The sequence below is a fragment of the Microlunatus kandeliicorticis genome, from assembly GCF_014137855.1.
Taxonomy (GTDB): domain Bacteria; phylum Actinomycetota; class Actinomycetes; order Propionibacteriales; family Propionibacteriaceae; genus Microlunatus; species Microlunatus kandeliicorticis.
On record NZ_JACGWT010000006.1, the window covers coordinates 78,501 to 104,817 of the forward strand.

29 protein-coding genes are annotated in these 26,317 nt (G+C 72.5%); 13 read left to right on the forward strand and 16 right to left on the reverse strand.

Features of this window, described 5'->3' with window-relative positions; genetic code table 11:
* Nucleotides 1–39: 39 nt before the first annotated feature.
* Entirely contained in the window at nt 40–897 is an 858-nt protein-coding gene (locus FHX74_RS17165; RefSeq protein ID WP_328823894.1) for a metal ABC transporter ATP-binding protein, read from the reverse strand.
* A gap of 79 nt (nt 898–976) precedes the next feature.
* Nucleotides 977–1,906, reverse strand: coding sequence for a metal ABC transporter solute-binding protein, Zn/Mn family (locus tag FHX74_RS17170; RefSeq protein WP_328823895.1), 930 nt, complete (start codon nt 1,904–1,906; stop codon nt 977–979).
* An 87-nt stretch (nt 1,907–1,993) separates the two neighbouring features.
* On the opposite strand from FHX74_RS17170, the gene FHX74_RS20495 reads away from it, so the two are divergent.
* Nucleotides 1,994–2,443 carry a Fur family transcriptional regulator gene (locus FHX74_RS20495; RefSeq protein ID WP_182561433.1) on the forward strand — a complete coding sequence of 150 codons (450 nt, stop codon included), beginning with the start codon at nt 1,994–1,996 and terminating at the stop codon, nt 2,441–2,443.
* On the opposite strand, the gene FHX74_RS17180 is transcribed toward FHX74_RS20495, so the two are convergent.
* Nucleotides 2,440–3,258 (reverse strand): isoprenyl transferase, encoded by an 819-nt coding sequence (locus FHX74_RS17180; RefSeq protein WP_182561434.1) that lies wholly within the window; start codon nt 3,256–3,258, stop codon nt 2,440–2,442. The two genes, FHX74_RS20495 and FHX74_RS17180, sit on opposite strands and share 4 nt — an antisense overlap.
* Nucleotides 3,259–3,307: 49 nt before the next feature.
* On the opposite strand from FHX74_RS17180, the gene recO reads away from it, so the two are divergent.
* Entirely contained in the window at nt 3,308–4,048 is a 741-nt protein-coding gene (gene recO / locus FHX74_RS17185; protein ID WP_182561435.1) for a DNA repair protein RecO, read from the forward strand.
* Nucleotides 4,035–5,555, forward strand: a complete 1,521-nt coding sequence (locus FHX74_RS17190; protein ID WP_182561436.1) for a M1 family metallopeptidase — start codon at nt 4,035–4,037, stop codon at nt 5,553–5,555. Before recO ends, FHX74_RS17190 begins: the two co-directional genes overlap by 14 nt.
* 21 nt (nt 5,556–5,576) lie before the next feature.
* On the opposite strand, the gene leuA is transcribed toward FHX74_RS17190, so the two are convergent.
* The gene (gene leuA / locus FHX74_RS17195) at nt 5,577–7,265 is read right to left on the reverse strand and encodes a 2-isopropylmalate synthase (RefSeq protein WP_235970924.1); all 1,689 of its coding nucleotides are present in this window, start codon (nt 7,263–7,265) and stop codon (nt 5,577–5,579) included.
* Nucleotides 7,266–7,547: 282 nt separating this feature from the next.
* Here leuA and FHX74_RS17200 point away from each other — a divergent pair, with 282 nt between their 5' ends.
* From FHX74_RS17200 to FHX74_RS17220, 5 genes are all read left to right on the forward strand, one after another.
* Entirely contained in the window at nt 7,548–8,492 is a 945-nt protein-coding gene (locus FHX74_RS17200; RefSeq protein ID WP_182561438.1) for a glutamate ABC transporter substrate-binding protein, read from the forward strand.
* A gap of 45 nt (nt 8,493–8,537) precedes the next feature.
* The gene (locus FHX74_RS17205) at nt 8,538–9,182 is read left to right on the forward strand and encodes an amino acid ABC transporter permease (RefSeq protein ID WP_182561439.1); all 645 of its coding nucleotides are present in this window, start codon (nt 8,538–8,540) and stop codon (nt 9,180–9,182) included.
* The gene (locus FHX74_RS17210; RefSeq protein ID WP_182561440.1) at nt 9,179–10,024 is read left to right on the forward strand and encodes an amino acid ABC transporter permease; all 846 of its coding nucleotides are present in this window, start codon (nt 9,179–9,181) and stop codon (nt 10,022–10,024) included. Before FHX74_RS17205 ends, FHX74_RS17210 begins: the two co-directional genes overlap by 4 nt.
* Nucleotides 10,025–10,048: 24 nt before the next feature.
* Nucleotides 10,049–10,429, forward strand: a complete 381-nt coding sequence (locus FHX74_RS17215) for an ester cyclase (protein WP_182561441.1) — start codon at nt 10,049–10,051, stop codon at nt 10,427–10,429.
* A gap of 80 nt (nt 10,430–10,509) precedes the next feature.
* Complete coding sequence (locus tag FHX74_RS17220) at nt 10,510–11,313, forward strand: trypsin-like serine peptidase (RefSeq protein ID WP_182561442.1); 804 nt, start codon at nt 10,510–10,512, stop codon at nt 11,311–11,313.
* Between the two features lie 201 nt (nt 11,314–11,514).
* Here the strand turns inward: FHX74_RS17220 and era are convergent, their stop codons facing one another.
* The 6 genes from era to FHX74_RS17250 all read right to left on the reverse strand — a co-directional run bounded on the left by era (nt 11,515) and on the right by FHX74_RS17250 (nt 16,680).
* Nucleotides 11,515–12,474 (reverse strand): GTPase Era, encoded by a 960-nt coding sequence (era, locus tag FHX74_RS17225; protein WP_182561443.1) that lies wholly within the window; start codon nt 12,472–12,474, stop codon nt 11,515–11,517.
* Nucleotides 12,467–12,847 (reverse strand): cytidine/deoxycytidylate deaminase family protein, encoded by a 381-nt coding sequence (locus FHX74_RS17230; protein ID WP_182561444.1) that lies wholly within the window; start codon nt 12,845–12,847, stop codon nt 12,467–12,469. The genes era and FHX74_RS17230 overlap by 8 nt, the downstream gene beginning before the upstream one ends.
* A gap of 3 nt (nt 12,848–12,850) precedes the next feature.
* A complete protein-coding gene (locus FHX74_RS17235; protein WP_182561445.1) occupies nt 12,851–14,179 on the reverse strand; it encodes a hemolysin family protein in 1,329 nt (442 codons plus the stop codon).
* Nucleotides 14,176–14,664: an rRNA maturation RNase YbeY gene (gene ybeY, locus FHX74_RS17240; RefSeq protein WP_182561446.1), complete on the reverse strand. Its 489-nt coding sequence runs from the start codon at nt 14,662–14,664 to the stop codon at nt 14,176–14,178. Before ybeY ends, FHX74_RS17235 begins: the two co-directional genes overlap by 4 nt.
* On the reverse strand, nt 14,661–15,611 hold the full coding sequence (locus FHX74_RS17245; protein WP_182561751.1) for a PhoH family protein: 951 nt from the start codon (nt 15,609–15,611) through the stop codon (nt 14,661–14,663). The genes ybeY and FHX74_RS17245 overlap by 4 nt, the downstream gene beginning before the upstream one ends.
* A 208-nt stretch (nt 15,612–15,819) precedes the next feature.
* Nucleotides 15,820–16,680, reverse strand: coding sequence for an NAD(P)H-binding protein (locus FHX74_RS17250; protein ID WP_182561447.1), 861 nt, complete (start codon nt 16,678–16,680; stop codon nt 15,820–15,822).
* A 79-nt stretch (nt 16,681–16,759) separates the two neighbouring features.
* On the opposite strand from FHX74_RS17250, the gene FHX74_RS17255 reads away from it, so the two are divergent.
* Nucleotides 16,760–17,275: an Rrf2 family transcriptional regulator gene (locus tag FHX74_RS17255; RefSeq protein ID WP_182561448.1), complete on the forward strand. Its 516-nt coding sequence runs from the start codon at nt 16,760–16,762 to the stop codon at nt 17,273–17,275.
* On the opposite strand, the gene pip is transcribed toward FHX74_RS17255, so the two are convergent.
* Both pip and FHX74_RS17265 read right to left on the reverse strand, forming a co-directional pair.
* A complete protein-coding gene (gene pip, locus FHX74_RS17260) occupies nt 17,215–18,189 on the reverse strand; it encodes a prolyl aminopeptidase (protein WP_182561449.1) in 975 nt (324 codons plus the stop codon). The genes FHX74_RS17255 and pip overlap by 61 nt on opposite strands.
* Nucleotides 18,190–18,206: 17 nt before the next feature.
* Nucleotides 18,207–18,668, reverse strand: coding sequence for a DUF5709 domain-containing protein (locus tag FHX74_RS17265; RefSeq protein WP_182561450.1), 462 nt, complete (start codon nt 18,666–18,668; stop codon nt 18,207–18,209).
* A gap of 57 nt (nt 18,669–18,725) precedes the next feature.
* Between FHX74_RS17265 and FHX74_RS17270 the strand changes: the two genes are divergently transcribed.
* The 3 genes from FHX74_RS17270 to FHX74_RS17280 are packed head-to-tail and all read left to right on the forward strand — an operon-like array spanning nt 18,726 to nt 20,969.
* The gene (locus FHX74_RS17270) at nt 18,726–19,457 is read left to right on the forward strand and encodes a queuosine precursor transporter (protein WP_328823896.1); all 732 of its coding nucleotides are present in this window, start codon (nt 18,726–18,728) and stop codon (nt 19,455–19,457) included.
* Entirely contained in the window at nt 19,432–20,238 is an 807-nt protein-coding gene (locus FHX74_RS17275) for an aminoglycoside phosphotransferase family protein (RefSeq protein WP_182561451.1), read from the forward strand. Before FHX74_RS17270 ends, FHX74_RS17275 begins: the two co-directional genes overlap by 26 nt.
* A complete protein-coding gene (locus tag FHX74_RS17280) occupies nt 20,235–20,969 on the forward strand; it encodes a DUF2461 domain-containing protein (RefSeq protein WP_182561452.1) in 735 nt (244 codons plus the stop codon). Before FHX74_RS17275 ends, FHX74_RS17280 begins: the two co-directional genes overlap by 4 nt.
* Here the strand turns inward: FHX74_RS17280 and tgt are convergent.
* The 4 genes from tgt to hrcA all read right to left on the reverse strand — a co-directional run bounded on the left by tgt (nt 20,932) and on the right by hrcA (nt 25,251).
* Nucleotides 20,932–22,173 carry a tRNA guanosine(34) transglycosylase Tgt gene (gene tgt / locus FHX74_RS17285; protein WP_182561453.1) on the reverse strand — a complete coding sequence of 414 codons (1,242 nt, stop codon included), beginning with the start codon at nt 22,171–22,173 and terminating at the stop codon, nt 20,932–20,934. The genes FHX74_RS17280 and tgt overlap by 38 nt on opposite strands.
* Nucleotides 22,170–22,904, reverse strand: coding sequence for a 16S rRNA (uracil(1498)-N(3))-methyltransferase (locus FHX74_RS17290; RefSeq protein ID WP_182561454.1), 735 nt, complete (start codon nt 22,902–22,904; stop codon nt 22,170–22,172). The genes tgt and FHX74_RS17290 overlap by 4 nt, the downstream gene beginning before the upstream one ends.
* Nucleotides 22,905–22,917: 13 nt before the next feature.
* Nucleotides 22,918–24,087 (reverse strand): molecular chaperone DnaJ, encoded by a 1,170-nt coding sequence (dnaJ, locus tag FHX74_RS17295; RefSeq protein ID WP_182561455.1) that lies wholly within the window; start codon nt 24,085–24,087, stop codon nt 22,918–22,920.
* Nucleotides 24,088–24,192: 105 nt separating this feature from the next.
* On the reverse strand, nt 24,193–25,251 hold the full coding sequence (gene hrcA, locus FHX74_RS17300; protein ID WP_182561456.1) for a heat-inducible transcriptional repressor HrcA: 1,059 nt from the start codon (nt 25,249–25,251) through the stop codon (nt 24,193–24,195).
* Between the two features lie 75 nt (nt 25,252–25,326).
* On the opposite strand from hrcA, the gene FHX74_RS17305 reads away from it, so the two are divergent.
* Nucleotides 25,327–26,232 carry an MBL fold metallo-hydrolase gene (locus FHX74_RS17305; RefSeq protein ID WP_182561457.1) on the forward strand — a complete coding sequence of 302 codons (906 nt, stop codon included), beginning with the start codon at nt 25,327–25,329 and terminating at the stop codon, nt 26,230–26,232.
* Nucleotides 26,233–26,317 lie beyond the last annotated feature (85 nt).

Sequence of the window (26,317 nt, forward strand, 5' to 3'; positions counted from 1 at the left end):
CGCAGCCCCCCGTGCTCGCCGACGGACCGCGCGGCCGGCTCAGTCATGGTGACCACTGCCGTGGACGTCGTGCGCGATCGGGTCGTGCGGGTCGCCGGTGTCGTGCTCGAGCTCGCTGTGCGCGGCGGCGCCGACCACGATGATCCGGCCGTGGGTCCGGATCACCTCGACCGGTGTCCGGTAGAGCTCGCTGAGCACCGCGGAGGTGAAGACCTCCTCGACCGGGCCGACCCGGGCCTGACCGCCGGCCAGGTAGACCACCCGGTCGACCATCCCGAGCACCGGGTTCACGTCGTGGGTGATGAACAGCACCCCGCACCTGGTCCGCCGGCGGCTGTCGTCGATCAGCTCGCTGACGATCCGCTGCTGGCTGAGGTCGAGCGAGACCAGCGGTTCGTCGGCCAGCAGCAGGGTCGGCTCCCCGACCAGCGCCTGGGCCACCCGGACCCGCTGCTGCTCACCACCGGACAGCACGCCGATCGGCTGCCGGGCGAACCGCTCGGCGCCGACCGCGGCCAGGGCGGCGTCCACCGCGGCCCGACGCGACCGGTTGGGCAGCCCCGTCCCGAGCCGGTGACCGGCCAGCCCGAGCGCGACCAGGTCGCGGGCCCGGACCGGGGTGCCGTCGTTGCCCAGCCGCTGCTGCGGCAGATAGCCGATCCGCCGGTCGCCGCGCCGGACCCGGTCGCCGTGCAGCCGGATCTCCCCCGCGGTCAGCGGCTGCAACCCGAGCACCGCGCGCAGCAGGCTGGTCTTGCCCGAGCCGTTGGCGCCGAGCACCGCGACGAACTCCCCCGGCCGGATCTGCAGGTCGAGACCGGCCCACAGCGTCCGCTCGCCGAACCGGAGGGTCGCACCGCGCACCTCGAGCACCGGGTCGGTCGCAGGCTGGTCCACCGGGACAGCTTCGGGCATGGCGACGGTCCTCACGCACCCACCCCGTTCCCTCGTGTCGCTCCGCTCGGATCGTCGGCCGTCAGCCCAGCGCCCGCTCGACCGCGTCGAGGTTCGCGCCCATCCAGCCCAGGTAGTCCTGGCCCTCGGGCAGCGTCTCGGTGACCGGCACCACGGCGACCCCGCCCGCCTTGGCCGCCGCGAGCACCTGCTCGGTCTGTGGCCCGGTGGTCTGGGCGTTGTAGGCGAGCAGCTTGACCTGCCGGCCGCTGAACAGCGCCAGGGTCTGGCGGAGCACCGCGGGGGCGACGTCGCGCTCCTCCTCGATCGCCTCGCTGAACGCCTCCGGCGTCTTGTTGTCGAGCCCGCAGGCCTCCAGCAGGTAGAGCGGGACCGGCTCGGTGATCGCCACGCCGGCCCCGTCGTGCGCCTTCTTGATCGTCGCCTCGCGGGCCTCGAGCCGCTCGAGCTTCGCGGTGAACGCCCGGGCGTTCTGCTCGAACGTGGCCCGGTCCGCCGGCGCCTTCGCCGCCAGCTCGGTGCTGATCCGCGACGTCAGCTTGACCATGGTCGGGAAGTCGTACCAGAGGTGCTCGTTGAACTCGCCGTCGGAGGGCTTCTGGTCGTAGCCGGACACGTCGGCGACGTCGATCACCGTGCGACCGGGCACCTCGCGCGCCTTGAGCAGCGTCTCCATGAAGTCGTCGTAGCCAGCGCCGTTCTCCACCACCAGAGCCGCCCGGCTCAGCGCCAGCTGGTTCTGGGCGTCCGCCTCGTAGGAGTGCGGGTCCCGATCGGGGTCGGTGATGATCGAGGTGACCTGGACGTCGCTGCCGCCGATCGCGCTGACGATGCTGCCGTAGACGTCGGTGGAGGCGACCACCCGCACCGGACCGTCTCCCCCGGTGGTCGTCGCGCCGGTGCTCGTGGACCCCGAGCCGCAGGCGGACAGCAGGGTGAGCGAGAGCAGGGCGGTGGTGGTGGCGGCTGCGGCCAGAGCTCGACGGATCACGGCACGAGCCTATATGAAAATGAATGTCATGTACGAACAGGGTCGGGTCTCCGTCTCAGCTCCGTCTCGGCGTCTAGAGTCGACGGCGTGACCCCGACCGACGTGCCGCAGCGCCGGACCCGGCAGCGGACCGCGATCGCCGACGTGCTGGCCGGCCAGCGTGACTTCCGCACCGCGCAGCAGATCCACGACGAGCTGAGGGCGCACGGGATCAGCACCGGGCTCACCACCGTCTACCGGACGGTGCAGATGATGGCCGACAGCGGCGAGCTCGACGTGATCCGCACCGACGGCGGAGAGAGCGCCTACCGCCGCTGCTCGCGCGAGCACCACCACCACCTCGTCTGCCGGCAGTGCGGCCGCACCCTCGAGGTCTGGGGTCCGACCGTCGAGGACTGGGCCCGCCAGGTCGCCGCCGAGCACGGCTTCACCGACGTCCAGCACGACCTGGAGATCTTCGGGGTCTGCGCCGACTGCACCGCCCGCGCGGCCACCGGCGGACGGGGTGCCGGCGCACCGCCCGGGACGACCGGCTAGCGCACCTCGTTGGGCACGGCGCCGCCGTAGCGCCGGTCGCGGTCGGCGTAGAGCTCGATCGCCCGCCACAGGTCCCGGCGGTCGAAGTCGGGCCAGAGCCGGTCGAGGAACACCATCTCGGCGTAGGCCATCTGCCAGACCAGGAAGTTCGAGGTCCGCTGCTCCCCCGAGGACCGGACGAACAGGTCCACATCGGGCACGTCGGGCTGGTAGAGGAACTGCCGGAACCGCTCCGGGGTCAGCCGGTCCGGGTCGAGCCGGCCGGCCGCCGCCTGCCGGGCGATCTCGCGGACGCCGTCGACGATCTCGGCCTGGCCGCCGTAGTTGACGCAGAACTGCAGGGTGAGGACGTCGTTGTCGACCGTTCGGGCCTGGGCGTCCTCGAGCTCGGAGATCACGCTGCGCCACAGCCGCGGCCGGCGGCCGGCCCAGAGCACCCGGACCCCGAGCGCGTCGAGCTGCTCGCGCCGGCGCCGGATGACGTCGCGGTTGAAGCCCATCAACCAGCGCACCTCGTCCGGCGAGCGCCGCCAGTTCTCGGTGGAGAACGCGTACGCCGACAGGTACTTCACCCCGACCTCGATGGCGCCCTCGATCACGTCGAACAGCGACGCCTCGCCGGCCGCGTGCCCCTCGGTGCGAGGCAGGTTGCGGGCCTTGGCCCAGCGCCCGTTCCCGTCCATCACGATGGCCACGTGGCGCGGCACCCGGTCGGCCGGCAGCTGCGGGGCACGAACCCCGGACGGGTGCGGGGTCGGCGCGACCCGCGCCGGACGCGGGCCGAACCGGTCAGGGTCGCGACGTCGGCTCGGCACGCCCCGAAGGCTAACCGGTCGCCCTGGTGCGAGCGGGGAGAATGGCCGGGTGCCGACCTACCGTGACGAGGCCGTCGTGCTCCGCACCCACAAGCTGGGCGAGGCCGACCGGATCATCACGCTGCTCAGCCGCGAGCACGGCAAGCTCCGTGCGGTGGCCAAGGGGGTCCGGCGCACCTCGTCGAAGTTCGGGGCCCGGCTCGAGCCACTGAGCCACGTGGACGTCCAGCTGGCCACCGGCCGCAGCCTCGACATCGTCACCCAGGTGGTCTCGCGGAACGCCTTCGGCGAGCACCTGATCGGTGACTACCCGCGCTGGACGACCGGCCAGGCCATCGTCGAGACCGTCGACCGGCTGGTCGCCGAGGAGCGCGAGCCCGCGCTCCAGCAGTACCTGCTGCTGGTCGGGGCGCTCCGCGCGCTCGACCAGGGCACCGCCGAGGGCCCGGTCCCGGCCGGGCTGATCCTCGACTCCTACCTGCTCCGGTCGATGGCGGTGGCCGGCTGGGCGCCGTCGTTCCACGACTGCGCCCGGTGCGGGGTGGTCGGGCCGCACGGTTCGTTCTCCCCCGCCGCCGGCGGGGCGGTCTGCGAGACCTGCCGGCCCGCGGGTTCGGCGCGGCCGTCCCGGGCCACCTTCGCGCTGCTCGCGGCGCTGCTCGAGGGACGCTGGGACGCCACCCAGGGCCTCGACGCCCAGACCGTCCGCGAGGCCAGCGGGATCGCGGCCGCCTACACCACCTGGCACCTCGACCGGAACCTCAAGTCGCTGGCGCATGTCGAGCGCTGACGTCCGGCCTCGCGGCGCCTTCCGCGCCGGCCTGGTGCTCGGCGTCCTGGTGCTGGTGCTCCAGCTGGCGGTGCTGGTCGCACTGCCCTTCGCCGTCCGCCCGCTGGCCGGCGCCCTGCCGGCACCGGTCCCGGGCGGTTCGGGCGCCCCGGTCGGCCAGGGCACCGACGGGGTCGGCGACCCCTACTTCCCCGACTACGGGGCCGGCGGCTACGACGCCCAGCGGTACGCGGTCGACGTCAGCTGGAACCCGGCCGACGCCCGGCTCACCGGCCGGACCGTGGTCACCGCGCGGGCCACCCAGCCGCTGACCGGCTTCTCCCTCGACCTGGCGCTGACCGTCACCGCGGTCCGGGTCGACGGCCGCCCCGCCACCTTCCGCACCGACGGGTTCCAGGACCTCCGGATCACCCCGGCCTCGACGATCCCGACCGGCGCGACCTTCCGCGTCGAGGTGGAGTACGGCGGCCGGCCGGCCACGATCAGCCGGGACGGGATCCGGCCGTTCAGCATCACCGGGGACGAGGTGCTGGTGGCCGGTGAGCCGGAGAGCTCGGCCTGGTGGTTCCCGGCCAACGACCACCCGTCCGACCCGGCGCTGATGGACGTCACCGCGCGGGTGCCCACCGGCTGGCAGGCGGTCAGCACCGGAGCGCTGGCCGGCCACACCGCCGACCCGGTCCGCGGGCAGGACGTCTGGCACTGGGTCTCCGACCGGCCCTCGGCCACCTACCTGAGCTTCCTGGCGCTCGGCCGGTTCGAGGTTCGCCAGGGCACCGCGGACGGCCGGCCCTACGTCTACGCCGTCTCGCGGCGGCTGTCGGCGGGCGAGCGGCGCCGCGCCTTCGCCCAGCTCGAGCGGACGCCGCAGGTCATCCGGGTGCTCGAGGGGCTGTTCGGGCCCTATCCGTTCGGCCAGATCGGCGGGCTGGTCCCGGCGGCGCGACTGTGGTTCGACGGGCTCGAGACCCAGACCCGCCCGGTCTACGCCGCCGGGGCGATGACCCGCGGGGACGCCGGCGAGCTGCTCAGCCACGAGCTGAGCCACATGTGGTTCGGCGACAACGTCACCCTCGCCCAGTGGAACGACATCTTCGACAACGAGGCGTGGGCCTCCTGGGGCGCCTGGGCCTACCGGGAGCGGACCGGGGGCCCGACCGCGGAGCAGCAGTTCCTGGAGCTCTACGGCCGGGCCGAGGACAGCACCCGCTTCTGGCGGGTGGGACTGCTCGACCCCGGTCGGGACCACCTGTTCGACGTCGTCTACCTGCGCGGGCCGATGACCCTGCAGGCGCTGCGCAACCGGATGGGCGACGCGGCGTTCCTGGCCATGGCGCGGGACTGGGCGCAGACCCCCGGCACCCGCAGCCTGGAGAACTGGATGGTGACCACCCAGCACGCCGCCGACCGGTCGGGCTCCGGCGTGGACCTCACGTCGTTCTTCCAGGCCTGGCTGGTGACGCCGGCCGCGCCGGCGCGGACGGTGGCCAACGGGTTCCCCCGCTGACCCGCCGACCCCTGACCCGGCTCAGACCCGGTAGCGGTTGACCGCCGAGGTGACCGCGCGGAGCGAGGCGGAGACGATGTTGGTGTCCAGCCCCACACCCCAGAGCACCTGGCTGTCGTCGCCCTCACCGACCTCGACCTCGACGTAGGCGGCGGCCTGGGCGTCGCCGCCCGCGCTGAGCGCGTGCTCGTGGTAGTCGAGCACCCGGACCCGGTAGCCGAGCGCGCTGATCGCGTCGCAGAACGCCGACACCGGACCGTTGCCCTCGCCGCTGATCCGGCGCTGCCGGCCGTGGTCGGTCACCACGGCCTCGACCGAGTCGTGGCCGTTGCTCGCGGTGCTCACCTTGTCGAGCACCAGGGCGCCCTCGGCCAGGTAGGTCCGGGTGAAGATCTCCCAGATCTGGTCGGCGGTCACCTCACCGCCCTGGGCGTCGGTGGTGGTCTGCACCACGCGGGAGAACTCGATCTGCATCCGGCGCGGCGGCTCGAGCCGGTGCTCGCTCTTCAGCAGGTAGGCGACCCCGCCCTTGCCGGACTGGCTGTTGACCCGGATCACCGCCTCGTAGCTGCGGCCGACGTCGTGCGGGTCGATCGGCAGGTAGGGCGCCTCCCAGTCGATCTCCGAGACCGGGACGCCCTGCTCGGCGGCGCGCCGTTCGAGATCCTCCAGCCCCTTCTTGATCGCGTCCTGGTGGGACCCGGAGAAGGCGGTGTAGACCAGGTCGCCCGCGTAGGGGTGGCGCGGGTGGACCGGCAGGTTGGTGCAGTACTCGACGGTGCGACGGATCTCATCGATGCCGCCGTCGACGGCGAAGTCGATCTTGGGGTCGATGCCCTGGCTGAACAGGTTCATGCCCAGGGTGACCAGGTCGACGTTGCCGGTGCGCTCGCCGTGGCCGAACAGACAGCCCTCGACCCGGTCAGCACCGGCCATCAGCGCCAGCTCGGTCGCGGCCACCGCCGTGCCGCGGTCGTTGTGCGGGTGCAGCGAGATCGCCACGTGGTCACGGTTGCGGACGTGCCGGCCGAAGTACTCGATCTGGTCGGCGTAGGTGTTCGGCGTCGACATCTCCACCGTGGCGGGCAGGTTGAGGATGATCTCCCGGCCCGCCTCCGGCTGCCAGACGTCCATCACGGCGTTGCAGACCTCGACGGCGTAGTCGGTCTCGGTCTGGGTGAAGATCTCCGGGCTGTACTGGTAGCCGAACGCCACGTCGCCCAAATGCTGCTCGGCGTACTTCATCACCAGCTCGGTGCCCCGGGTGGCCAGCGCCATGCACTCGGCCTTGTCGACCTTGAAGACCACCCGGCGGAACAGCTCGGCGGTCGCGTTGTAGAGGTGGATCGTCGCCTGGTGGGCCCCCACCAGCGACTCGGCGGTCCGGGCGATGAGGTCTTCACGCGCCTGGGTCAGCACCGAGATCGTGACGTCCTCGGGCACCTTGCTCTCGGTGATCAGCTGCCGGACGAAGTCGAAGTCGGCCTGGCTCGCCGAGGGGAAGCCGACCTCGATCTCCTTGTAGCCCATCCGCACCAGCAGGTCGAACATCCGCTGCTTGCGGGCCGGGGTCATCGGGTCGATCAGCGCCTGGTTGCCGTCGCGCAGGTCGGTGGACAGCCAGCGGGGCGCGTGCTCGATCCGCCGGGTCGGCCAGGTGCGGTCGGGCAGGTCGACCGGGACGAACGGGTGGTAGCGCCCGAACGGCATCGGGCTCGGCTGCTGCACCGGGACGCTCTGCGGCTGGGTGCCGTGGCTGTTGACCGGGGTCCGGGTGACCGGGGTCCGGTCGGGAGTGGTGCTCATCGGGTGTCAGGTCCTCGCTGATCGGGTGGGTGCCGGGCACGACCGAACTCCGCAGCGAGGATGCCGGCCCTTAGCGGGACTCGCTGCGGCAGCGAAGGAGGAGGCTGAGAGACGCCACGGATGCGACGCTACGCGCACCGGGCGGTCACCGCAACCCGCGGGCCGGAGCACGCTAGGTTGACCCTCATGAGCGATGCGATCCTTCCGTCCTTCGGTCGCCGCAAGGCGCTCGGCTACGGTCTCGGCGCGCTCGGCGTCGCCGTCGGGCTGTCGGCCTGCTCCGGCGGCAAGACCTCGGAGAAGCTCAGCGGCGGCTCCTCGAGCAGCAACAACGCCTTCGACGACCTGATCGCCAACGGCGAGACCGGCGACGCCTCGGTGATCTCGGCCAGCGCCTGGGCGAGCAAGATCAAGTCCGCCGGCACGCTGCGCTGGGGCGGCACCGACGCCGGACCGCTGTTCAGCCTGCTCGACCCGACCACCGGCAAGATCCGCGGGTTCGACGCCGGCATCGTCCAGCTGCTGGCGAAGTACATCATCGGTGAGCCGAAGTTCGCGCTGACCCAGACCACCGTCGACACCCGCGAGACGCTGATCCAGAACGGCTCGGTGGACGTGGTGGTGGCCACCTACTCGATCACCCCGGAGCGGGCCAAGAAGGTGAACTTCGCCGGGCCGTACTACGCCTCCGGCACCGCGATCATGGTCATGGCCGACAACAACGACATCACCAAGGTCGAGGACCTGGTCGGCAAGAAGGTGATCACCGAGTCGAACTCGACCGCCATCCTCGCGCTCCAGCAGAAGGTCCCCTCGGTCAAGCCGATCCTCTTCACCGAGAACGCGCAGTGCGTGGCGGCGCTCAAGCAGGGCCGCGGTGACGCCTTCGTGCTCGACCAGTCGATCCTGCTGTCCACCGCGGTCAAGGACAACACCGTCAAGGTGGTCGGCGAGCCGTTCTCCACCGACGACTACGGCATCGGCTGCACCCGCGAGAGCGACGACGCGAAGAACTTCATCAACGCCTGGCTGAAGAAGATGGAGGCGGCCGGCACCTGGAAGAAGCTGCACGACCTCACCGTGGGCACCGTGCTGAAGAGCAACAGCCAGCCGCCGGCGATCGCCTCCTGACCACCGGCCCAACCGACAGCGACCGCGCACCCGGAACCGGCACCCATGCAGCTGTTCTTCGACCACATCGGCGAGTTCGGGCCGGCTGTCCTGATGACGCTGGCGCTGACCGTGGTCGGCTTCGCCGGGTCGATGGTGATCGGGTCGGTGACCGCGATCTTCCGGGTCAGCCCGATCGCCCCGATGCGCGCGGCCGGAGCTCTCTACGTCGAGGTGTTCCGGAACATGCCGCTGCTCAGCCTGCTGATCATCATGGTGTTCGGGTTGCCCGACATCGGCGTCCGGTTGTCGCTGTTCTGGTCGATGGCCGTCTCGATGATGCTGGTCGGCGGCGCCTTCGCTGGTGAGGCGATCCGCTCCGGGATCAACGCGGTCCCGGTGGGCAACGCGGAAGCGGCGCGCTCGATCGGGCTGACGTTCACCCAGTCGCTGGCCTTCGTGATCATGCCGCAGGCGCTGGCCTCGATGGTCCAGCCGCTGACCAACGTGCTGATCGGGCAGCTGCTCGGCTCGTCGCTGGCCGCGGCGGTCAACGTCGACGAGATCACCTACCGGGCGCAGTTCCTCAACCTGCAGTACGCGGGCGGGCTGGCGCTGTTCGTCCCGGCCGCGGTGATCTACATCGTGCTCGCGCTGCTGACCGGCCAGGGCGGCGGCTGGCTCGAGCGCCGGCTGATGGTGCACCGGTGAGCGCCGACGGCAGCGCCACCCGGGTGCTCTTCGACGCCCCCGGTCCGCGCGCCCGGGCCCGGATCCGGCTGGCCACCGTGGCCTCGGTGCTGGTCGCGGCCGGGCTGCTGGCGCTGGTGCTGGTCCAGTTCGGTCGCCGCGGTCAGCTGCAGGCCGAGAAGTGGGCGCAGTTCGGCGAGCTGCCGATCCTGACCTTCCTGGCCAAGGGTCTGGGCAACACGCTGCTGGCCGCGGCGGTGTCGGCGGTGATCTCGATCCCGCTGGGGGCGCTGTTCTCGGTGCTGCGGCTGAGCCTGACCCGCTGGGTGCGCTGGCCGGTCACCGCCTACATCGAGGTGTTCCGGTCGATCCCGACCATCCTGCTGCTCTACTTCTTCATCGCCGGGCCGTTCTCGGGGTTGCCGATCTTCTGGAAGCTCGTCATCCCCATCGTGCTCGGCAACATCGCCATCCTGGCCGAGATCTTCCGGGCCGGGGTGCAGGCGCTGCCCCGCGGCCAGTTCGAGGCCGGGCAGGCGATCGGACTCGGCTACTGGGCCAACATGACGACGATCGTGTTCCCGCAGGCGCTGCGCCTGGTGGTGCCGGCGCTGGTCACCCAGCTGGTCGCGCTGATCAAGGACACCACGCTCGGCTACGTGGTCAGCTACGCCGAGCTGATGAAGTCGGCCACCAACCTGACCGCCTACACCGGCTACCTCATCCAGACCTACCTGGTGGTCGGGCTGATCTACGTGCTGATCAACTTCGCGCTGTCCAAGCTGGCCGAGAAGCTCGAGCGGACGATCAACGGCGGCCGCCGCGGTGTGCGGCTGGCGCGGGTGCTCCCGCCCACCGAGTGAGACCCCCGGCGTGAGCCGAGCCGCGTGAGCCCGGTCGTCCCGCAGGACCTGCAGACCTGGTTCGAGGGCTACCTGCGGGTGTGCAACCGGCACACCTTCGAGGAGCTGCGGCACTTCGTGGCCGAGGAGCTCGTGGTCGACGGCCGCGCGGTCGGCCGGTCCGCCTGGATCGACGAGCTGCGCGCGTTGGCCCGCGGGTTCCCCGACTACCGCTGGACGCTGCAGCACCTGTTGATCAATCCCGACGGGTGGCTGGCCGCCCGGCTGATCACCTCGGGGACGCACCTCGGCACCTTCCGGGGTCGCCGGGGCACCGGGACCCGGGTCCGGGCGGAACAGGTCAGCCTCTACCGGCTCGACGGGTACGTGATCACCGAGCTCTGGACCGGCACCGACCGGTCCTGAGACGCTCACCGTCAAGTCGAGCTTCAGACGGCAACTCTCAGAGATGGTTCAGTTCTCAACCACGATGGCATTCTGCGCGGATGACGCGACCCCCCCACTTCCTCGTCAGCCTGTTCGCCGCGCTCGGTCTGGCCGCTGCGGTGGCCACCCTCGCTCCGGCCTCCCCCGCCTCTGCCGGCGCACCGTCGGGCACGCCCACCGCGTTCACCTCGCAGGGCTACCGCGGCACCGGCCCGCTGTTCCCGCACGGCACGTCGTCGCGGCACAGCTGCACGGCCAGCGTGGTGATGTCCGCCAGTCACGACCTGATCATGACCGCGGCGCACTGCCTGTCCGGCTCGGTGAACGGCTGGAAGTTCGTTCCCAAGTACATGGCCGGCGCCGCGCCCTACGGCGTCTGGACGGTGACCGAGTCCTACCTGCCCGGGCCGTGGCTCAGCAACCGCGACTCGCACTACGACTACGCCGTCCTCCGGGTCGCCCGGCAGACGGTCAACGGCCGCTCGGTCGGCATCCAGGACGTGGTCGGCGGCTACACCGTGGCCGCCCCGCGGGCCGGTGAGGCGATGCGCGTGCCCGGCTACAACGGCGGGCTCAATGACCGCCCGATCAGCTGCGCCGTGACCGGCAACAGCTCCGGCGGGTACCCGTACTTCAACTGCCACGGCTACCTCGGCGGGACCAGCGGGTCCCCCTGGCTCGTCGAGGTCGGTGCCCCGCAGCGCGAGATCCACGGCCTGATCGGCGGGTTCCACCAGGGCGGCTGCTACGAGTACACGTCCTACAGCTCGCCGTTCAACGCCCAGACCCAGGCCCTGGTCGCCCGCGCGGCCGCGCACCAGCACCCCGACATCGCCCCCGGTCCGGGCGGGGACGGCTGCTGATCGTCCGCTGAGCCTGTCGAGGGTCGGAGAACGCGCGCTGAGCCTGTCGAAGCGCCCTTCGCCGGGCTCAGGGCACGTGGTCCCGCCCGCTGAGCCTGTCGAAGCGCACTCCTCACGCCCTTCGACAGGCTCAGGGCACGTGGTCCCGCACGCTGAGCTTGTCGAAGCGCCTACGACGGGCTCAGGGCACCGGGGTCGGGCTCAGAAGCCGAGGCGGTTGAGGTGCTTGGTGTCGCGCTGCCAGTCCTTGAGCACCTTGACCCGCAGGTCGAGGTAGACCGGGGTGCCGAGGATGGCCTGGATCTGCGCGCGGGCGCGGGTGCCGACGTCCTTCAGCCGGCTGCCGCCCTTGCCGATCACGATGCCCTTCTGCGACTCGCGCTCGACGATCATCGAGGCAAAGACGTCGAGCAGCGGGCGCTCGGGCGGCCGCCCCTCGCGGAGCCCCATCTCGCTGATCTCCACCGCGATCGAGTGCGGCAGCTCGTCGCGGACACCCTCGAGCGCGGCCTCGCGGATCAGCTCGGCGACCAGCGTCTCCTCCGGCTCGTCGGTGATGTCACCGTCGGGATAGAGCGGCGGCCCCTCCGGCAGCAACCCGACCAGGGTGTCGGCGAGCACGTCGACCTGGTCGTCGGCGGTGGCCGAGACCGGGACGATCGAGGCCCACTCGATCCCCACCGACTGCTCGAGCGCCTGGACGGCGACCAGGTGCTCGGCGATCCGGGCCGGGCCGGCCAGGTCGGTCTTGGTGGCGATGGCCACCAGCTGCGGGCGTCGGGTCAGCTGGGCCAGCTCGGTCACCAGGTGGGTGTCGCCGGGACCGATCCGCTGGTTGACCGGCAGGCAGACGCCCACCACGTCGACCTCGGTCCAGGTGGTGCGGACGACGTCGTTGAGCCGCTCGCCCAGCAGCGTCCGCGGCCGGTGCAGCCCCGGCGTGTCGATCAGCACCAGCTGCGCGTCGGGCCGGTGCACGATCCCGCGGACGGCGTGCCGGGTGGTCTGCGGCTTGTCCGAGGCGATGGCGATCTTCTGCCCGACCAGCGCGTTGGTCAGGGTCGACTTGCCGGCGTTGGGGCGCCCGACGAAGCAGGCGAAGCCGGACCGGTAGTCGTCGGGACGCTGGACGCCGTCCGCCGGCCCCACCGGCTCAGACACCGGGAGCCTCGAGCACCGCACCGCGCGGGTCGACCACCCAGACCGGCACCGGCGCGCCGGCCAGCTCGGTGAGCGCCGCGGTGTCGGTCCCGTCGGGGCCGGCGCCGGTGACCGCGACCGCCTCGACCCCGGCGGCGCCCGAGGAGACCGCCATCGCGACGGCGACGCTGATCGCGGAGAGCCGCAGCGAGGCCAGGGCGACGTCGGTCGCCGCGTAGGTCCGGCCGTCGGTGTCGCGCAGGCAGGCGCCCTGGGTGGCGCCGGTCCGGGCCCGGGCCGCGGTGGCCAGGGTGATGATCTTGCGGTCCTCCGGGTCGGACGGCGTGACCGGCTCGGCCTGGCGGTCGGCCGGGTCGGCTGCGGGGTCGGTCATCGGTCAAGCCCTCCCGGCGCTGTCGGCGTGCACCTGTTCGGAGCCCTCGGACTCCCCCGACCCCTGCGGGTCGATCCGGCTGACCACCACGGTGCCGATCCGGTTCCGGCGCCCGGTGGAGCGCTCGGCCACCAGCTCGAGCCCGTGGTACTTCACCACCGAGCCGGCGATCGGCACCTTGTTGAGCTGCTTCGCCATCAGCCCGCCGACCGTCTCCACGTCCTCGTCGTCGAGCTCGAGCCCGAACAGCTCGCCCAGCTCGTCGACGCCGAGCCGCGAGCTGATCCGGAACCGGTGCTCGCCCAGCTCAGTGATGTCGGTGTTCTCCTCGTCGTACTCGTCGGTGATCTCGCCCACGATCTCCTCGAGGATGTCCTCGATGGTCGCCATCCCGGCGGTGCCGCCGAACTCGTCGACCACGATCACCAGGTGGATCCGCTTGAGCTGCATCTCCCGGAGCAGCTGGTCGACCGGCTTGGAGTCCGGGCACCACTCGGGTGCGCGCATCATCGAGCTGACCCGCTCGGTGCTCTCGGCCCGCGGGTTGTCGTAGACCCGCTTGATGGCGTCCTTGAGATAGAGGATGCCGACCACGTCGTCCAGCCCGTCGCGGACCACCGGGATCCGGCTGAACCCGGAGCGCAGCGCCAGCGAGACCGCCTGCCGGAGCGTCTTGTGCTCCTCGATGAAGACCATGTCGGTCCGCGGCACCATCACCTCCTTGACGATGGTGTCGCCGAGCTCGAAGACCGAGTGGATCAGCCGGGCCTCGCCGGACTCGATCAGCTCGCTGGCCTCGGCCAGGTCGACCAGCTCGCGGAGCTCGGCCTCGGAGGCGAAGGGCCCCTCGCTGAACCCCTTGCCCGGGGTGAGCGCGTTGCCGATCAGGATCAGCAGCTTGGGGAACGGGCCGAGCACCCGGGTGGTCGCGACCAGCGAGCCGGCGGCCGCGCAGGCCACCCGGTCGGCGTGCTGGCGACCCAGCGTCCGGGGCGCGACCCCCCAGAACACGTAGGAGATGATGATCATGGAGCCGGCGGTGAGCAGCACCCGGAGCCAGGTCTCGGGGAACAGCCCGAACACCACCAGCGCGACCAGCACGATCGCGGTGATCTCGAAGACGGTGCGCAGGAACAGCGCGGTGTTGAGGTAGCGCGGCGGGTCCTCGGCGATCTGCAGCACCCGTCGGGCGCCGGAACGGCCGGCCTCCACCAGGTTGCGGGCGCGGGTCCGCGAGAAGGAGTAGAGCGCCGCCTCGGCGGCGGCGCCTCCACCGGCCAGGACCACGAGCACCAGGGCGACCCCGAGCTGCAGCCAGTCGGTCGTGTTCACCGGGTCTGCCCAGCCCCCGTACGGTCACGGCCGCGCTGCTGGTCCCAGGCGGCCAGCAGCCGGTCCTTGAGCCCGAACATCGCGGCCTTCTCCTCGGGCTCGGCGTGGTCGAAGCCGAGCAGGTGCAGGATGCCGTGCACCAGCAGGTACTCGGCCTCGGCGTCCGGGCTGCGGCCGTGCTCGGCCGCCTGCGCCGCGGTCACCGCCGGGCAGAGCACCACGTCACCGAGCAGACCGAGCGGCGGCTCGGCGTCGTCGTCCGCCGGCGGGCGGAGCTCGTCCATCGGGAAGGAGAGCACGTCGGTCGGGCCGTCCTCGCCCATGTACTTCTCGTGGTAGGCGGTCATCGTCGGCTCGTCGACCAGCAGGATCGACAGCTCGGCCTGCGGATGGATCCGCAGCTCGGAGAGCACGAACTCGGCCAGTCGGGCGAGACCCGGACTGTCGGCCTCCAGACCGGACTCGTTGTTGATCTCGACGGTCACCGCTGGCTCCGGCCCCGGCCGCGGGCGTTGCCCTGCTGGCCCTCCTCGAACTTGTCGTAGGCGGCGACGATCCTGCCCACCAGCTTGTTGCGGACCACGTCGAAGTTGGTCAGCCGGCAGAAGGTGATGTCGTCGACCCCCTCGAGGATGTCCTGCACACCGCGCAGCCCGCTGCGGGCACCGGTGGGCAGGTCGACCTGGGTGACGTCACCGGTCACCACCATCTTCGAGTCGAACCCGAGCCGGGTCAGGAACATCTTCATCTGCTCCATCGAGGTGTTCTGCGCCTCGTCGAGGATGATGAACGCGTCGTTGAGGGTGCGGCCCCGCATGAAGGCCAGCGGGGCGACCTCGATGGTCCCCGAGGTCAGCAGCCGCGGGATCGAGTCCGGGTCGACCATGTCGTGCAGCGCGTCGTAGAGCGGCCGCAGGTACGGGTCGATCTTGTCGTTGAGCGTGCCGGGCAGGAAGCCCAGGTGCTCGCCGGCCTCGACCGCGGGCCGGGTCAGGATGATCCGGTTGACCGTCTTGTTCTGCAGCGCCTGGACCGCCTTGGCCATCGCCAGGTAGGTCTTGCCGGTGCCCGCCGGGCCGATCCCGAAGACCACCGTGTGCTTGTCGATCGCGTCGACGTAGCGCTTCTGGTTGAGCGTCTTGGGCCGGATGGTGCGGCCGCGGCTGGACAGGATGTTCTGGGTGAGGACGTCCGAGGCGCTGGTGCTCGAGGCGCTGTTGACCATCGAGCAGACCCGCTCGACGACGTCGGCGGTCAGACCCTGACCCGTGCGCAGGATGGTCAGGATCTCCTGGACCACCTCGGCCCCGCGGCCGACCGCGGCGGCGTCACCGCGCAGCGTGATCTCGTCGCCGCGGACGAAGACGTCGGCGTCGAGGTCGCGCTCGAGGATGCGGAGGAACTCGTCGGCCGGACCGAGGAAGTTGACCATCTCGACCGAGGCCGGGATGGTGATCTTGCGGACCTCGTCGGGTTCGTCGACTCCACGGGCCGAGCTCTCTGGGTTGCTCAGGATTCCTCCGGTGCACTGGACGGCGGGACGCCGGGTCCGGCGACCGGACCCGACGCTCCATCGTAGTGACACGTCCGGACAGTTCCCAACGGTTACCCGGGGCGGATCGGCCCCGAGCGCCGTCGGTTCAGCGCTGCGGCAGCAGGTCGGCCAGCCGGGTCGCCGGGCGTCCGGTCAGCTGCTCGACCGCCGGGCTGACCGCGGCCAGGTAGCCGAGCCGGGTCGAGCTGCCGAACGAGGCCAGCAGCCGGGCGACCTCCTCGGGGAGCCCGGCCCCGACCAGGCCCTGGACGTAGCTCTCGTCGTCGAGCCGGACGACCTCCACCGGCTCGCCGCGCAGCGTGCTGGCCAGCGCGGCCAGGTCGTCGGCCGAGACCGCCTCCGGGCCGGTGACGTCGACGACGTGCTCCCCCGCCGACGGCACCTCGGCGGCCAGCACGGCGGCGGCCACCGCGGCGCAGTCCTCGCGGGTGACGAAGGCGGCGGCGCCGTCGCCGTAGTTGGTGACCAGCTGCCCGCTCTGGGCCGCCTGCTCGACGGTCGGCACCTGCATCTCGGTGTAGAGGTTGTTCCGCAGCGACGTCCAGGCGTGCACGCCGCTGTCGCGGAGCGCCTGCTCGGTGGCGGCGTGGTCGGGGACGACCGCGGCCGGGTTGGCCTCCACCGGCTCGCTGATCGAGGTGTAGAGCAGGTGCCGGACGCCCGCGTCGACCGCCGCGGCGATCGCGTTCCGGTGCCCGTCGAGCCGGCTGCCGACCTGGTCGCCGGAGATCAGCAACAGCTGCTCCACCCCGGCGAAGGCGGCGGGCAGGGTCTCGGGCCGGTCGAAGTCGGCGGCACGCACCGTCACCCCGCGGCCGGCGTACTCGGCGAGCGCGTCGGGGTTGCGGGTGATCAGGACGACGTCGGCGGGGTCGACGCGCTCGGGCAGGCGGTCGGCGGTGAGCCGGCCGAGCTGGCCGGAGGCGCCGGTGAGGGCCACGGTCATGACAGAACCTCAATTCGTGATTGACGTGATGACAGATAAATCGTAGCCAGCACGATGGCGATATGGCAAACTGGGGGGCGTGCCCTCACCGACCAACACCCAGTTCGCGGTGGCGGTGCACGTCCTGACCTACCTGGCCGGCGCCGCCGGTCGCCCGGTGAGCTCCGAGGAGCTGGCCGGCAGCACCAACGTCACCGGCGTGCACATCCGCCGGGTGCTCGGGCCGCTCCGCGACGCGGGACTGGTGCAGTCCCGGCCCGGGCCGGGCGGCGGCTGGGCGCTGGCGGGCAATCCGACCGCGATCACCCTGGACCGGGTCTGGACCCTGCTCCAGGGCGACGACCCGGTGCTCGGGCTGCACGGCCCCAACCCGGCCTGCCCGGTCGGCCGCGGCATCCGGTCGAGCCTCGAGGCGCTCGACGCCGAGGTCGCGCTCGCGCTCCGCCGACGGCTGTCCGCGGTGACCGTGGCCGACCTGCTCCGGGAGGCTGCGGACGAAGCCGGCGACGAGCCGGGCGCGGCTCCGGGCGGGGATCAGCCGGCGAACCGGTCGGTGGCCGCCACCAGCTCGGCGAGGATCCCCGGCTCGGTGTAGGCGTGCCCGGCCGTCTCCACGATCCGGAGGTCGGCGTCGGGCCAGCGGCGGTGCAGCTCCCAGGCGGTTGCCGCCGGGGTGGCGAGGTCGTACCGGCCCTGGACGATCACGCCCGGGATGCCGGCCAGCCGGTCCACGTCGGCCAGCAGCTGGCCGGGCCCGTCGGGACGGAACCAGCCGCCGTGGACGAAGAAGTGGTTCTCGATCCGCGCGAAGGCCAACGCGTAGGTCGGGTCGGCGAACGCGTCGATCAGCTCCTGGTCGCGCTCCAGGGTGAGCGTCGCCGCCTCCCAGGTGGTCCAGGCCACCCCGGCCGGTCCGTGCACCGCGGGATCGGGATCGGCGAGCAGCTCGTGGTAGGCGGCGATGGCGTCACCGGGGAAACCCGGGCCGCCCAGCGGGGCCAGGAACCGCTCGCGCCACTCGGGCTGGAGCATCCCCGCAGGGCCGTTGTAGTACCAGTCGAGCTCGACCCGGCGGAGCGTGAAGATCCCCCGCAGGACGAGCTCGGTGACCCGCTCCGGGTGCTGCTCGGCGTAGGCCAGGGCCAGGGCGCTCCCCCACGAGCCGCCGAACACCTGCCAGCGGTCGATGCCCCGGTGCTCCCGCAACCGTTCGAGGTCGGCGACCAGGTGCCAAGTGGTGTTGGCGCTCAGGTCGGCACCCGGTTCGCTGGCGTGCGGGCGGCTGCGCCCGCACATCCGCTGGTCGAGCAGCACGATCCGGTAGCGGTCCGGGTCGAACAGCCGGCGGTGGCCCGGTGTGCAGCCGCCGCCCGGCCCGCCGTGCAGGAAGACCACCGGCTTGCCGTCCGGGTGCCCGCACTCCTCCCAGTGGACGGTGTGCCCGTCGCCGACGTCGAGGTCACCCTCCGCGTACGGCTCGACCGGCGGGTAGCGGGGATCCGGCGGCACGGTCGCTGCGGCCGGGCTCAGGGCTCGTCGACGATCCGGACCGCGGCCTCCTCGGCGCTCGCGGCGGCACCGTCGATCCCCACCTCGTCGCCGATCAGCTCGCTGTCGACGTCGGCGCCGATGCCGCCGTTGGGGTCGACCAGCCGGCCGGCCCGCTCGCGGCCGACCTCGCCGTCGTCGAGGTCCTCGGCGGCCAGGTCCTCCGCGGTCAGGTTGACCGAGCTGAGGTCGGCGGTGTTGAGGTCGGTGCGCGGCGCCGCCTCGGGGTCGACCTGCTCCTCGGGCTCCTCCTCGGCGAGCCGCTCGTCGAGCGTCTCGTGCTCGCCCTGGCGGATCAGCGCGGACGGCTTCTCCGGCGGGCTGTAGCCCTCGTCGAGGAAGTCGTCGACCCCACGGTCCTCGAGCGAGTTGTAGGGCTGCATCTGGTCCTGGTCCAGCTGGTCGATCTCGTCCGGGATGCCCTCGGTGTATTCGCTCATGTCCCCAGCCTGCCATGCGCCGGGTGAGGCTCCGCCGCTCCGTTAGGCTCCCGGACCGTGACAGCCCTCGACCGGCCGGTGGTGACCGCTGCGCCGCGGTACGCCGACGGCCGCAGCTCGATCTTCGCGGTGATCATCGCGCTGTTCTGCACGCTGCTGGTGGTCTCCAACATCGCGGCCACCAAGCCGATCGCCTTCGGTCCTGACCTCCCCCCGGTGCTGCCGATCATCACCGACGGCGGGGCGTTCCTGTTCCCGCTCACCTACATCCTCGGCGACATCCTGGCCGAGGTGTACGGGATGAGGCGGGCCCGGTTGGCGATCATCGTCGGGTTCTGCCTGGCCGCGCTCGCCTCGGTGACGTTCCTGGCGGTCGGCGCCGCCCCGCCCGCCCCCGGCTACACCAACGACGCCGCGTTCGAGGCGGTGCTGGGCTTCGTCCCGCGGATCGTGATCGCCAGCCTCTGCGGCTTCCTGGCCGGTCAGTTCCTCAACGCCTTCGTGGTGGTGCGGATCAAGCGGCTGACCCGCGAGCGCCGGCTCTGGACCCGGCTGGTCGGCTCGACGGTGGTCGGCGAGCTGGCCGACACCGCGATCTTCTGCACCATCGCCTTCGCCGGCATCCTGTCCGCGCGCGACCTGATCAACTACACGGTGGTCGGCTACCTCTACAAGTGCGCCGTCGAGGTGATCTTCCTGCCGATCACCTACGCCGTGATCGGCGCGATCAAGCGGCACGAGCCCAGCTACGGAGCGGTGCGCGATGTGCCGGTTCCCGACCGGGCCTGAGACCGTCCTGGCCGACGACCCGCACCGGCGGGTGGTGCGGATCGGAGACACCGTCCGGCGGCCGCTCGAACCCTGGTCCGACGCGGTGCATGCCCTGCTCGACCACCTGGCCGGGGTCGGCTTCACCGAGTCCCCGCGCTTCCTCGGCGTCGACGAGCAGGGACGCGAGGTGCTGACCGCGATCGACGGCGACTCGGGTCCCGCGGGCTGGGCACCCGCGGCCGACCCCGAGGGCCTGCGGGCGATGGCCCGGCTGCTCCGGCGCTACCACGAGGCGGTGGCCGGCTTCGATCCCGGAGCGCACACCTGGGCCGGCCAGCAGGCACCGGCACGCGAGGGCGACGTGGTCTGCCACGGCGACTTCGGCCCCTGGAACCTGGTCTGGCGCGGCACCGAGCCGGTCGGGATCATCGACTTCGACTACGCCTGGCCGCAGCCGGCCCGGCACGACGTCTGCTACGCCCTCGAGTACGTCGCTCCGTTCCGCGACGACGCCGAGGCCGTCCGCTGGCTGCGGCACCCGGGACCACCGGACCGGCGCGCCCGGACGGCGGTCTTCGCCGAGGCCTACGGGCTCGAGGGCGGTGCGGCCCTGGTCGAGGAGCTGGTCACCGGGGTGATCGCGCAGCAGCGGCTGGTGGCCGACCGGACGCTCCGGCTGGCCGCGGAGGGGCACCAGCCGCAACGTGACTGGCTGGCCGCCGGCGACCTCGACCGCCTCGCCGACCGGATCGCCTGGAGCGAGGACTTCGCCTCCACGGGGAGCGAGGGCTTCCGGTGAACCGGACGGACGGCTTCGGGCCGGACGCCCGCCGGTTCCTGGCGGAGCTCGCCGAGCACAACAGCCGGGAGTTCTTCACCGCGCAGCGCGAGCGGTTCGACCGTGAGCTGGTGGAGCCGATGGCCGCGCTGATCGACAGCCTGCCGGAGCGCCACCAGCCGTTCCGGGTGGTCCGGATGAACCGCGCCGTCCGGTTCGCGCCCGACAAGCGGCCCTACAAGACCCAGTACGCGGCCATCCACTCCGCAGGCGGAGCGCACCTCTATCTCCAGGTCGACGCCGAGGGGTTCCTGGCCGGCAGCGGCAACTACCAGTTCAGCGCCGCCCAGCTCGACCGCTACCGGGCGGCGGTGGCCGACGACGGCCCCGGCGCGCAGCTCGCGGAGATCATCGGCCGGCTGCGGCGGAAGCGGTCGCTCGTTATCGGTGCGGGCGGCGAATCGCCGCTGCGCACCACGCCGCGCGGCTACCCCGGTGACCATCCGCGGATCGACCTGCTCCGGCTGCGCGGGCTCGTGGTCAGCGCCGAGGTGGACGGGGACGGTCTCGGCCGCCGGGCCGCGCTGCGCCGGTGCGCGGTGCAGGTCTTCGAGGCCGCTGCCCCGCTGGCGGACTGGCTGACCCGCCACGTCGGCGGCGCCGACGACCACGAGCGCGGCGGCGACCGGGGCTACCGGAGCCGCAGCCGGGTGGTCAGCGGGCGTAGTAGCGGCCGAGGAACTCGGTCTTGAAGTCGTCGTAGCGGCCGTCGCCGATCGCGGTCCGGATGTCGTCGACCAGCCGCACCACGAACCGCTCGTTGTGGATGGTGCCGAGCGTGGCCGACAGCATCTCCTTGGCCTTGAACAGGTGGTGCAGGTAGGCCCGGGTGTAGTGGGTGCAGGTATAGCAGTCGCAGTCGTCGTCGATCGGGACGAAGGCCCGCCGGTTGGCCGCGGTGTCGACGTTGAACCGGCCGTCGCGGGTGTAGAGCGCCGCGTTTCGGGCCACCCGCGACGGCGAGACGCAGTCGAAGGTGTCGGCGCCGTTCTCGACGCAGGCGAAGACGTCGTCGGGCTCGGAGATCCCCAGCATGTGCCGGGGCCGGTCCTCGGGCAGCTCGGAGGCCACCCAGCCGGTGATGGTGCCGAGGTTCTGCTTCTCGAGCGCGCCGCCGATCCCGAAGCCGTCGAACCCGGCGCGGACGCCGTCGGGACCCTCGACCTCGAGGGCGGCCAGACCGCGGGCGGCCCGCCGACGGAGGTCCTCGTACTGCGCGCCCTGGACCACCCCGAACAACGCCTGGTAGGGCCGGTCGGCGCGCTCGACGGTCAGCCGGCGGTGCTCGCGCAGACACCGCTCGGCCCAGGCGTGGGTGCGCTGCACCGAACGCTCCTGGTAGTCGCGGGTGTTCATCAGCGTCGTCAGCTCGTCGAAGGCGAAGGTGATGTCCGCGCCGAGCCGGTGCTGGATCTGCACGGACACCTCCGGGGTGAACCGGTGCCGGCTGCCGTCGAGGTGCGAGGTGAAGGTGACCCCGTCGTCGTCGACGGCCGCCCGCCGGGTGCGGCCCTCGGCGATCACGTCGTCGTCGGTGAGCCCGCTGACGTCCATCGCCAGCACCTTCTTGAACCCGACGCCGAGGCTCATCACCTGGAAGCCGCCGCTGTCGGTGAAGGTCGGGCCGGGCCAGTGCATGAAGGCCCCGAGCCCACCCGCCTCCTCGACGATGTCGGCGCCGGGCTGCAGGTAGAGGTGGTAGGCGTTCGCGAGCACCGCCTGCGCACCGACCGCGGCGACCGCCTCCGGCAGCACCGCCCGGACGGTGGCCCGGGTGCCGACCGCGACGAACGCCGGGGTGCGGACCACGCCGTGCGGGGTGGTGATCGTCCCGGTGCGGCCGAGCCGGCCGTCGAGCCGGTCCTCGACGGCGAAACCGAACCCCGTCCCGCTCACCGGAGCAGCAGCCCGGCCATCGCGACCACGCCGGCGGTCGAGGTGCGGAGCACGCCGTCGCCGAGGCTGACCGTCCGCGCACCCGCGGCGGTCAGCGTGTCGAGCTCCTCGGGGGCGATGCCGCCCTCGGGCCCGACGACCAGCAGCACTGACCCGTGGCGGGGGACGCCGGCCCCGGCCAGCGGCAGGGCGGCGTCCTCGTGCAGCACCAGCGCGGCGTCGAAGGCGTCCAGCCCGGCGGCCAGCGCCCGGGTGTCCCGGGCGACCTCGACCGGCGGCACCCGGAAGCGGCGGGACTGCTTGGTCGCCTCGCGGACGGTGCTCTGCCAGCGCGCGCGGGACTTCTCGGCCCGGTCTCCGCTCCAGCGGACGACGGCCCGCGCCGACTGCCAGGGCCAGATCCCGGAGACCCCCAGCTCGGTGGCCATCTCGACCGCCAGCTCGGCGCGGTCGCCCTTGGCCAGCGCCTGGGCCAGGGTGATCCGCAGCGCCGGCTCGGGTGAGGTCAGCTGCTCGGCGACCTCGACGGTGAGCTGCTGCTTGGTCGCCGCGGTCACCGGGCCGCGGACGGCCCGACCGGCGCCGTCGGCGAGCAGCACGGTCTCGCCGACCCGGATCCGCCGGACCGCGGCCGCGTGGTGGCCCTCGGGGCCGCCGAGCTCGACCGCGGCGCCGACCGCGGGCAGCGGCGCCCCGGCCAGCGTCTCGGCCAGGAAGAGCGGGTCGGTCACGCGGACGGGCGGCTTACTGGTTGGCGAACGCGTCGCGGAGTCGGCCGAACACGCCGCGGCCGTGCTTCTGGACGCTGACCTCGGGCCGGGTCTCGTCGCGGAGCTCGGCCAGCTGGCGCAGCAGCTCGCGCTGCTGGTCGTCGATCCGGCGCGGGGTCTCGACCAGGAAGGTGACCACGAGCTGCCCGCGGCCGCCGGCGCGGAGCCGCGGGACGCCGCGTCCGTCGAGGGCGATCCGCGTCCCGGACTGGGTCCCGGCCGGCACCTCGACCCGCACCGAGGTGGAGTCGGGCTCGGGGTCGGGCAGGTCGGCCTCGAGGGTCGCCACCTCGACCTCGGTGCCCAGCGCGGCGGCGGTCATCGGGATCCGGACGATCATCTCGAGGTTGTCGCCGTCGCGCTTGTAGGTCTCGTGGTTGAGCACGTTGAGCTCGACGTAGAGGTCGCCGGCCGGGCCGCCGCCGGGGCCGACCTCGCCCTGCGAGGCCAGGTGGATCCGGTTGCCGGTGGTGACACCCGGCGGGACCTTGACGCTGAGGGTGCGCGACGAGCGGACCCGTCCGTCGCCCGAGCACTCCGGGCACGGGGAGGGGATGACCGTCCCGTAGCCCTGACAGGTCGGGCAGGCCTGGGTGGTGCGGATGTCGCCGATGAAGCTGCGCTGCACGTGGGTGACCTCGCCCTGACCGTGGCAGGTGGCGCAGGTGGTCGGCTTCGAGCCGCGGCTGGCGCCCGAGCCGTTGCACCGCGGGCAGAGCACCGCGGTGTCGACCCGGAGCGGCTTGGTCACGCCGAACGCGGCCTCCGCCAGCTCGAGGTCGAGCCGGATCAGCGCGTCCTGGCCGCGCCGGACCCGCGGCCGCGGGCCGCGCGAGCTCTGCTGGCCGAACATGGCGTCGACGAGGTTGGTGAAGTCGAAGCCGCCGCCGTTGAACCCGGCGCCCCCGTTGAAGCCCCCGAACCCGCCGCCGCCCATCGGGTCGCCGCCGCGGTCGTAGATCTCCCGCTTGCGCTCGTCGCCGAGCACCTCGTAGGCCTCGGCCACCGCCTTGAACTTCTCACCCGCGTCGGGCTCGGTGGCCACGTCCGGGTGCATCTGGCGGGCCTTCTGGCGGTAGGCCTTCTTGATCTGCTCGGGCGTCGCGTCGCGGGCGACGCCGAGCGTCTCGTAGTAGTCGGTCATCGTGTCTGTGTCACGCATTCCCTGGTTCGGTGTTCGGGGCTCGGTGAGGTCGGGCGGGCCGTTGGGGCCGTGGTGTGTGGTTCGGCGGCGGAGCGGTGGGCGGACTCATCCCTCGGCCAGGAAGCGTCCCACGTAGCGGGCCACGGCCCGTACGGACGCCATCGTCGAGGGGTAGTCCATCCGGGTCGGCCCGACGATGCCGAGGGTGGCCCAGGCGTCCTCCGGGCCGGCCAGCGAGCCGCCGTACCCGGTGGAGACGATCGAGGTCGACTGCAGCTCCTTGTACGGGTTCTCCTGGCCGATCCGCACGGTGACCACGTCCGGTTCGGTCTCGCCGAGCAGCTTGAGCAGGACGACCTGTTCCTCGAGCGCCTCGAGGACCGGCCGGACCGAGGTGGCGAACTCGTCGGTGAACCGGGTGAGGTTCTGCACCCCGCCGACCACGATCCGGCTGTCCCCGTCGGCGCCGAGCATCTCGACCAGGCTGGCGGCGAGCGAACGGAGCACCGGGTCGGACGCGGCCGCCTGCTCCCCCGGGGTCGCCGCCGCGGGCTCGCTCTCGTCGGTCACCAGCCCGCTGAGCCGGGTGGCGGCCTCGAGGGTGCTCTCGCCGACGGTCAGCGCGTTGAGCCGGGCGCGCAGGTCGGCGATCTGGTTCTCGTCCAGCGCGGGCACCTCGAGCGAACGCTGCTCCACCCGGCCGGTCGAGGTGATCAGGATCAGCATCACCCGGTTGGTGGAGAGCGAGACCAGCTCGACGTGCCGGACGACCGCGCGGCTCAGCCGCGGGTACTGGACGATGGCGACCTGGTGGGTGACCTGGGCGAGCAGCCGGACGGTGCGGCGCAGCACGTCGTCGAGGTCGAGCGAGCCCGCCAGGAAGGTCTGGATCGCGCGCTTCTCGGCCGGTGACAGCGGCTTGACGCTGCCCAGCCGGTCGACGAACAGCCGATAGCCCTTGTCGGTGGGGATGCGGCCCGCACTGGTGTGGGGCTGGGTGATGTAGCCCTCCTCCTCCAGCGCGGCCATGTCGTTGCGCACGGTGGCCGGGGACACCCCGAGGTCGTGGCGCTCGACCAGGGCCTTCGATCCGACCGGTTCCTGGCTCGAGACGTAGTCGCTGACGATCGCCTTCAGGACGGCGATCTTGCGGTCGTCCAGCACCTGGTCACCTCCCGCCGTCGCGTCGCTTCCGCCTCGTCGTTGGCACTCATCACAGCCGAGTGCCAGTCTAGCCTCATGTCCGATCCGCAGCCGGAGGCCGCGACACCGCCGCACCCGCGCCGGCTCACCCTGGGCGAGCCGGCCGAGATCGCCCCGGGCGTCTTCACCGTGGTGGCCGAACCGGCCGGCGTCACCCTCGGGATCGTGGCCGGCACCGAGGCCGCGCTGGTGATCGACACCGGCTCGGCGCCCGCGCAGGGCCGCGAGCTCCGCGTGCTGGCCGAGCGGCTGACCGGCCTGCCGGTCCGGGCCGCGGTGGCCACCCACGCGCACTTCGACCACGCGTTCGGGCTGGCCGCCTTCGCCGACGTCGCCACCTACGGCCACGAGAGCCTGCTGGAGACGGTGCCGGGCTCGGAGGCGGCCGGCCCGGCGGGCGCCGAGTTCGGCTTCGACCCGGACGAGCTGGTCGGCCCGAACCACCCGCTGGTGGTGGCCGCGGTGGTCGAGCTCGGTGAACGCCGGGTGGAGATCGTCCACCTGGGTCGCGGGCACACCGCCGGCGACCTGCTGGTCGTGGTGCCGCCCCGCGCGCCGGGCGACCCGGACCTGGTCTTCGCCGGCGACCTGATCGAGTCGGCCGGGCCGCCCTGGTACGGCCCCGACAGCGTGGCCGACGAGTGGCCGGCCACGCTGGACGGGCTGATCGGGCTGATGACCGAGGACACCCGCGCCGTTCCCGGGCACGGACCCGCGGTGGACCGGGCGTTCGTCTTCACCCAGCGCGGTCAGGTGGCCGCGGTGGCCGGCGAGCTCGCCCGGATCGCCGCCGAAGGCACCGGGCGGACGGACGCGCTGGATCCCAGTCGGTGGCCGTTCCCGCCCGCGCACGTCGAGGCCGCCGTCGACCGCGCGCTGGCCGTCCCGCCGCCGGGCTCCGGCGCGGACGATCGCGCGCGACGGACCCTGCCGCTGGTCTGAGCCGCGCCCTCGGTCCGCCCGGCCGGTGACCCCGTGGATCCCTACATTCGTGGGGCCCCTGCCACCGAACCCCAGGAGTCGACCC